The organism is Rhodoplanes sp. SY1, assembly GCF_046000175.1.
Lineage (GTDB): Bacteria > Pseudomonadota > Alphaproteobacteria > Rhizobiales > Xanthobacteraceae > Rhodoplanes.
Genome location: NZ_JBEOMB010000203.1, coordinates 1 through 6,453 on the forward strand (window position 1 = coordinate 1; position 6,453 = coordinate 6,453).

Consider the following 6,453-nt stretch of genomic DNA (forward strand, 5'->3'; position numbering starts at 1 on the left):
CCCCCCTCCCTGTCCCTCCCCCACAAGGGGGGAGGGAACGGTCGACGCCAGCGCCTCGTTCTAATCAGATGAATCCTCGGCTCGCTGCCGGCCCGGGCCGTCCATCAATGATAGCTGTCGCCCTCGCGCACCTTGCCGCGAAAGAGCCAGTACACGAAGGCGACGTAGGCGAGGATGATGGGCAGCAGGATCACGGTGCCGGCCAGCATGAAGGCCTGGCTCGACGGCGCCGCGGCGGCGTCCCAGATGGTCAGCACCGGCGGCACCGCGTAGGGCCAGGTGGAGATCGCGAGACCGAGGAAGCCGAGCAGGAAGAGCGCGATGGTGCCGACGAACGGGACGAAGTCGTGGCGGTCGGTGGTGCGCCAGATGGTCAGCGCGACGGCGGCCGTGACCACGGGCACGATCCACAGGACGTAGATGTTCGGCGCCGCGAACCAGCGCGCGGCGATGCGCTCGAAGGCGAGCGGCGTCCACAGCGACACGGCGCCCATGAACGCCATCACGAGCAGCAGCAGGCCGCGCGCCTGCTCGCGCGCCCGCTCGGCGACCGGGCCTTCCGTCTTCATGATCAGCCAGGTGGCGCCGAGCAGCGCGTAGCCCGCCGTCACGCCGAGCCCGCACAGGATCGCGAACGGCGTCGCCCAGTCGAACGCCCCGCCGGCGAACTCGCCGTTCGCCACCGTGATCCCCTGGATGAAGCCGCCCAAAATGACGCCCTGGAAGAACGCGGCCGCCGCCGAGCCGGCGAAGAAGCCGAAGCTCCACAGCGCCGTGGTGTTGCCGTGCGGGTTGCGGAACTCGAACGAGACGCCGCGCAGCACCAGCGCCAGCAGCATGAAGATCACCGGCAGATACAGCGCCGGCATGACGATCGAATAGGCGCGCGGGAAGGCGACCAGCAGGCCGCCGCCGCCGAGCACCAGCCAGGTCTCGTTGCCGTCCCAGAACGGCGCGATCGACGACATCATCTGGTCGCGCTGGCGCTCGTTCTCGGCGAACGGGAACAGGATCCCGATGCCGAGGTCGAAGCCGTCCATCACCACGTACAGGGCGACCGCGATCGCCAGCACGACGGCCCAGATCATCGGAAGGTCGAGGTCCATGGCGGGTGCTCCGTGCTGATCAGGTCGTTCCGGTCACGTCGTTTTGGTCACGTCGGTCCGGTTGCGTCGGTGCGCGTTGCACCTCTCCCCGCAAGCGGGGAGAGGTCGACCTTCGCGCGATCAGCGCGAAGGTCGGGTGAGGGGGCGCCGCCGCGGGTCCGAGCGCCAAGGGGACGCCCCCTCATCCGTCTCGCCGCTGCGCGGCGAGCCACCTTCTCCCCGCAAGCGGGGAGAAGGAAAACGCCGCCGCGCGCGGCACCTTCGAGATCCTGTGTCGCACTCATGTGTCGCACTCACGGGTCTCCTCACAACGCCCGCCGGCTGACGTCGCGGGCGGCGGAGTGCGGCCGCAGCGGCGTGCCGGTCGGCGGCTGGTCGGCGCCGTGGGCGAGGCCGTGCGCCAGCATGCGGTTGATGATGTAGATGCCCATCGAGAAGACGATGCCGTAGACGATCACGAACAGCGCCAGCGTCGTCGCGATGCTGCCGGCCGGCACCGGCGAGGCGGCGTCGGCGGTGCGCAGGATGCCGTAGGCGACCCACGGCTGGCGGCCGCTCTCGGTGACGATCCAGCCGGCGATGATCGCCGTGAAGCCGAACCACCAGGTGTTGCCGACGATCTTCAAGTACCAGCCGGTGGTGAACAGCCGCCCGCGCCACCACAGCACCGCGCCCGCGATCGCGATGGCGACCATCGCGAAGCCGATCGCGATCATCACCCGGAAGGCGAAGAACACGTTCTTCACCGGCGGCCGGTCCTCGCGCGGAAAGTCCTTGAGGCCGGGGAAGAGGCCGTTCGGATCGTGGGTGAGGATCAGCGACGAGGCCTTGGGGATCGAGATGGCGAAGCGGTTCTGCTCGGCCTTCTCGTCCGGCCAAGCGAAGACGTGGAAATCGCCGGGCTTGGAGCCGTCCCAGTGACCCTCCATGGCGGCGACCTTGACCGGCTGGTGCTTCAGCGTGTTGAGCCCGTGCTGGTCGCCGATGAACACCTGCAGGGGCGCCAGCACGACGATCATGCCGACCGCCATCTTCACCATGATGCGCGCCTCGTCGTAGTGGCGCTCGGCCAGCACCCAGCGGGCGCCGACGGCGAGCACCACGAAGGCCGTGGTGAGATAGGCGGCCGTCACCATGTGGGCGAGCCGGTACGGGAAGCTCGGATTGAAGATGATGGCCCACCAGTCCTGCGGATGGGCGATGCCGTCGATCATCACGTGGCCGGCCGGCGTCTGCATCCACGAGTTGGCCGAGAGGATCCAGAACGCCGAGGTGGCGGTGCCGATCGCGACGATCACGGCCGACAGCGCGTGCAGGACGGGCGGCACCCGGCCGCCGCCGCCGAACAGCATGATGCCGAGGAATGACGCCTCGAGAAAAAAGGCGGTCAGCACCTCGTAGCCGAGCATCGGCCCGATCACGTTGCCGACCACCACCGAGAAGCGGCTCCAGTTGGTGCCGAACTGATAGGACAGCACGATGCCGGAGACGACGCCGAGCGCGAACGACACGGCGAAGATGCGGGTCCAGAACTGGGCTAGGCGGGCGTAGCGCTCGTCGCCGGTGCGCAGCCGGATCAGCAGCAGCGTCGCGATATAGGCCGACAGGCCGATCGTGAAGCTCGGGAAGATGATGTGGAACGTGATGGTGAAGGCGAACTGCACACGGGCGAGCACAACCGGATCGAGATCCATCACGTCCAACCTCGCACGTCCAACCTCGGCAGGAAATGTCGTCGCGGGCGCGCGGCCGGGGGTGGGTCGCGGGCCGGGATCGTGCGGGGCACTTTCGCGCGGGCGCAAGGTGCGCCGCGACGAGCCGCCGGGCCGCGGCGCACGGGAGCGCAGAGCACTCCCCGCCGCGACGTGCGAACAACGAAGCACGGTACTCCTTTGTTCCGCATCGCAACACCGCGGCGTGACGGCGCAGCCCGGGTCGCGGCACATGGGACTCGCTTGATCCGGTCATTCCGGGGCGGCGCACCGCGCCGAGCCCGGAATCCAGCCCCGCCTCGTGAGCTTGCCGCTGGATTCCGGGTTCGCGGCTTTGCCGCGCCCCGGAATGAGGATTTGATCGATGCCCGGCCCGGCGCCGGTGATCCACAAGCCGATGCGGCACGCGCCTTGCTCGCAATTGCGGAGCACACGACCGAGGGCTAGAACCGACGGCGGGGGCAGGGCGCCGCCCGTCGTCGCGCCGGCCCGGACGGGGGACGCGACATGACCGAGACTGCCACCACCTCTGCCTCGATCCACCGGCCCGCCCCCGGCGGGCCGACGCGCACGCCCGGCGAGCCGAAGGGCTTTCTCGACCGCTATTTCGGCCTGACCGCGAGCGGCACCACGGTGCGCACCGAGGCGATCGCCGGCGTCACCACGTTCCTGACGATGGTCTACATCGTCTTCGTCAACCCGACGATCCTGGCCAATGCCGGCATGGACAAGGGCGCCGTGTTCGTCGCCACCTGCCTGGCCGCCGCCGTGTCGACCCTGGTGATGGCGCTCTACGCCAACTATCCGGTGGCGCTCGCCCCCGGCATGGGGCTCAACGCCTTCTTCGCCTTCACGGTCGTGCTCTCCTACAAGTACTCCTGGCAGCAAGCGCTCGGCGCCGTGTTCTGCTCCGGCGTGCTGTTCTTCCTTTTGTCGATCTTCCGCCTGCGCGAATACGTCATCAACGCCATCCCGAAGACGCTCAAGCTCGCCATCTCGGCCGGCGTCGGGCTGTTCCTCGGCATCATCGCGCTCGAGCAGTCGAAGATCGTCGTCGCCCATCCGGTGACGCTGGTCACGCTCGGCGATCTGCGCCAGCTCCCCGCCATCCTGTGCCTCGCCGGCTTCGTGCTGATCGCCGCGCTGAACTCGCGTAACATTCTCGGCGGCACGCTGATCGGCATCCTGATCGTGACGCTGATCGGCCTGCCGTTCGGGCTCACCACCTACACCGGGATCGTCGACGTGCCGCCCTCGCTGGCGCCGACCTTCCTGCAGCTCGACTTCTCGGCGATCTTCGAGCAGACCTTCATCATCGTCGTGCTGAGCTTCCTGTTCATCGACGTGTTCGACAACGCCGGCACGCTGATCGGCGTCACCCACCGGGCCGGCCTGCTCGACGAGAAGGGCCATCTGCCGCGCATGAAGCAGGCGCTGCTCGCCGATTCCTTCGCGGCCATGTTCGGCTCGCTGATCGGCACCTCGACGACCACCAGCTACATCGAGAGCGCGGCCGGCGTCTCGGCCGGCGGCCGCACCGGCCTCACCGCCGTGTTCGTCGCGCTGCTGTTCCTGATGGCGCTGTTCTTCGCGCCGCTCGCCGGCATGATCCCGGCCTACGCCTCGGCGGCGGCGCTGCTCTACGTCGCCTGCCTGATGACCCAGGGGCTCGCCGAGATCTCCTGGGAGGACGTCACCGAGTACGCCCCCGCCGTGGTGGCCGCCGTGACGATGCCGCTGACCTACTCGATCGCCACCGGCATCGGGCTCGGCTTCATCACCTATGCGGCCGCCAAGCTCGTCTCCGGCCGCTTCCGCGACGTGTCGCCGGCCGTGATCGTCCTGGCGCTCCTGTTCGCCGGCAAGTTCGCGATGGGGTGAGTGGCCGCGGGGCGGAAGAGGCCACTTGCGTGTCCCGGCGAAAGCCGGGACCCGGGGGCGGCGTGTCCTGGCGAGAGCCGGGACCCAGGTCAGGCAAGCGAGAGCGTCCGGCTCGTGCTAATGTTCTTGAAACGTTCTACAACTCTGGTATTGTGGTCGCGGCTTCCGTCGTGCTGAAAGAGTGTGTGCGGAATACGGGGCGGATCATGATCGGGCGCGGGATGCGGGCCGCGGCGGCGGCCGTGGCGATGACGTTCTTGATTGCGACGATGCTGACGGCGTCGTGGGGCGTCGGGGCCGGGGTGACGCCGGCCGTCGCGCAGGACCGGCGGCAGAACGAGCCCGGGCAGTTCGACTTCTACGTCCTCGCGCTGTCGTGGTCGCCCTCCTTCTGCGAGGAGAGCGCCGAGCGCCGCAACGGGCGTCCGGCTCGCGAGGAGGCCGGCCGACCCGACCCGCAGTGCGGCGAGAGGCCGTTCTCCTTTGTCGTGCACGGGCTGTGGCCACAATACGAACGCGGCTTTCCCGAGTTTTGCCAGGTGCCGGCGCCGCGGCTGAACCGCGAGATCGTCTCGGCGATGCTCGACCTGATGCCGAGCCCGCGCCTCGTCTTCAACCAGTGGGACAAGCACGGCGTCTGCTCCGGCCTCGGGCCGCGCGGCTATTTCGAGGCGGTCCGCAAGGCGCGCGCCGTGGTGAAGATCCCGGACGCCTATCTCGAGCCCGACCGCACCCTGATGGTGACGCCGGACGAGGTCGAGGAGGCGTTCGTCCAGGCCAATCCGGGGCTCGGGCGCGACGCCATCGCGGTCGCCTGCAGCCGCAACCGGCTGAGCGAGGTGCGCATCTGCCTGACCCGCGATCTCGGCTTCCGGACCTGCCCCGAGGTCGACCGCCGCGCCTGCCGGCGCGACCGGCTGTCGATGCCGCCGGTGCGGGGCGGGTAGGCCGGGGAGCGGCGAGATCGGGACCGGTCCCGCGACGCCCGACACGACGAACGAAGCGGCCCGGCACAGGCGAGCGCGGCCCGCGGCACGGTGAACGAAGTCCTGCCGCGCCGAGCGAAATCCTCCGAACCCGAAAGGGTGCATTCTGCCCCTCCCGGCAAACCGGGGGGTGAGCCGCGGTGGACCAAGGTGTCTCCGGAGACGGAGACATGCGGCAAGACACCATCACGTTCACCCAGCGCCCGTTCGCCGAGCACCCGTTCACGGGCCGCCTGGTCAGCGCCGATGCGCTCACCGAAGGCGCCTCCGTCCGGGCGCGGCTGGAGGCCGACGCGCGGCTCGCCCTGCGGACGCTCGGGGTGTTCTACATCGCCCTGTGGGGGATCACGTGGCTGATCCTCGCCTATGGCGGCGAGGTTCTGCGGCCCGACCACGGCTGCCGCCTGGAAGGTCTTTCGGCGCTGGTCCTGTGGCGCTGCACCGGCGGGGCGCATCTGCCCGTGGTCGCCGATCTCGCCAACGGCGTGCTCGCCAGCACGGTCTGGGCGCCCGTCGTCGTGCTCGCCGCCGCCGTCCAGCCGGAGGTGCGGCTGGTCGCCTTCCTGGTGGTCGGCCTGCATGTCGTCGGCCTGCCGGCCGCGTTGCTGATCGCGATCCGGGGCGGCGAACGGCTGTGCGACCGCATCGCACGCCGCTCGTCCGCCGCGCCGCCCGGGGCCGACCCGTCGACGTCGGGGGCGGAGTCGCCGGTCGCGAAGGCGTCCCGGATCGCCGCGGTGGCCTCGGGCCCCGTCGCGGCGGACGGCG

At 69.8% G+C, this 6,453-nt stretch carries 5 protein-coding genes; 3 read left to right on the forward strand and 2 right to left on the reverse strand.

Going from position 1 to position 6,453, the window contains the following annotated elements; translation table 11 throughout:
- Nucleotides 1-104: 104 nt before the first annotated feature.
- The gene (cydB, locus tag ABTU92_RS28305) at nucleotides 105-1,106 is read right to left on the reverse strand and encodes a cytochrome d ubiquinol oxidase subunit II (protein ID WP_408094913.1); all 1,002 of its coding nucleotides are present in this window, start codon (nucleotides 1,104-1,106) and stop codon (nucleotides 105-107) included.
- A gap of 305 nt (nucleotides 1,107-1,411) precedes the next feature.
- On the reverse strand, nucleotides 1,412-2,800 hold the full coding sequence (locus ABTU92_RS28310) for a cytochrome ubiquinol oxidase subunit I (RefSeq protein WP_408094914.1): 1,389 nt from the start codon (nucleotides 2,798-2,800) through the stop codon (nucleotides 1,412-1,414).
- A gap of 525 nt (nucleotides 2,801-3,325) precedes the next feature.
- Between ABTU92_RS28310 and ABTU92_RS28315 the strand changes: the two genes are divergently transcribed.
- From ABTU92_RS28315 to ABTU92_RS28325, 3 genes are all read left to right on the forward strand, one after another.
- Nucleotides 3,326-4,699, forward strand: coding sequence for an NCS2 family permease (locus ABTU92_RS28315; RefSeq protein ID WP_408094915.1), 1,374 nt, complete (start codon nucleotides 3,326-3,328; stop codon nucleotides 4,697-4,699).
- Between the two features lie 248 nt (nucleotides 4,700-4,947).
- A complete protein-coding gene (locus tag ABTU92_RS28320) occupies nucleotides 4,948-5,646 on the forward strand; it encodes a ribonuclease T2 family protein (RefSeq protein WP_408094917.1) in 699 nt (232 codons plus the stop codon).
- 209 nt (nucleotides 5,647-5,855) lie between these two features.
- A partial coding sequence (locus ABTU92_RS28325) for a hypothetical protein (protein WP_408094916.1) occupies nucleotides 5,856-6,453 on the forward strand: 598 nt, incomplete at its 3' end.